Genomic DNA, 460 nt, shown 5'->3' with positions numbered 1-460 from the left:
CCGAGGAGGTCCACGCCGACACCGGGGAACTGCTGGCCGCCCTCGACGGCACCCTGCTCGCCCGGCCACCGGTACCGAGCTGAGCCGCCGGCCCGCCGCTCCTCGGCCGTCCGCTCCACGCGGCCCTCCCGGTCCTCCCGGCCGTCCCGCTCCACGCGGTCCGCCGGAACCGGAGTGAACACCGCCCCGCCGCCCGAACGGCCTCCTGACCGGCCCCCGGCGCTCGACCCGGCCGGGTCCGGACCGCGATACTGGAGGTCCGGAGGGTCCGCCCGTCCGGCGGTTCCGCGTGCACGCCGAGGCGCCGGCCGACGGCGCCGGGCAGGAGCGCGGCGGAACCCACCCAACCGGGGAGACCGCTATGCAGCCCGCCCACCTCGCACCGCTCCTCGACCGGCCCGGCCCCTGGGCCTCCGTCTACCTCGACACCTCCCGCGCCACCGAGGACGCCGCCCAGCGC

Origin of the sequence: Kitasatospora putterlickiae, from assembly GCF_039527695.1 — a bacterium.
Taxonomy (GTDB): domain Bacteria; phylum Actinomycetota; class Actinomycetes; order Streptomycetales; family Streptomycetaceae; genus Kitasatospora; species Kitasatospora putterlickiae.
The sequence above is the reverse complement of the archived record's forward strand: the minus strand, read 5'-3'. Positions refer to the sequence as shown.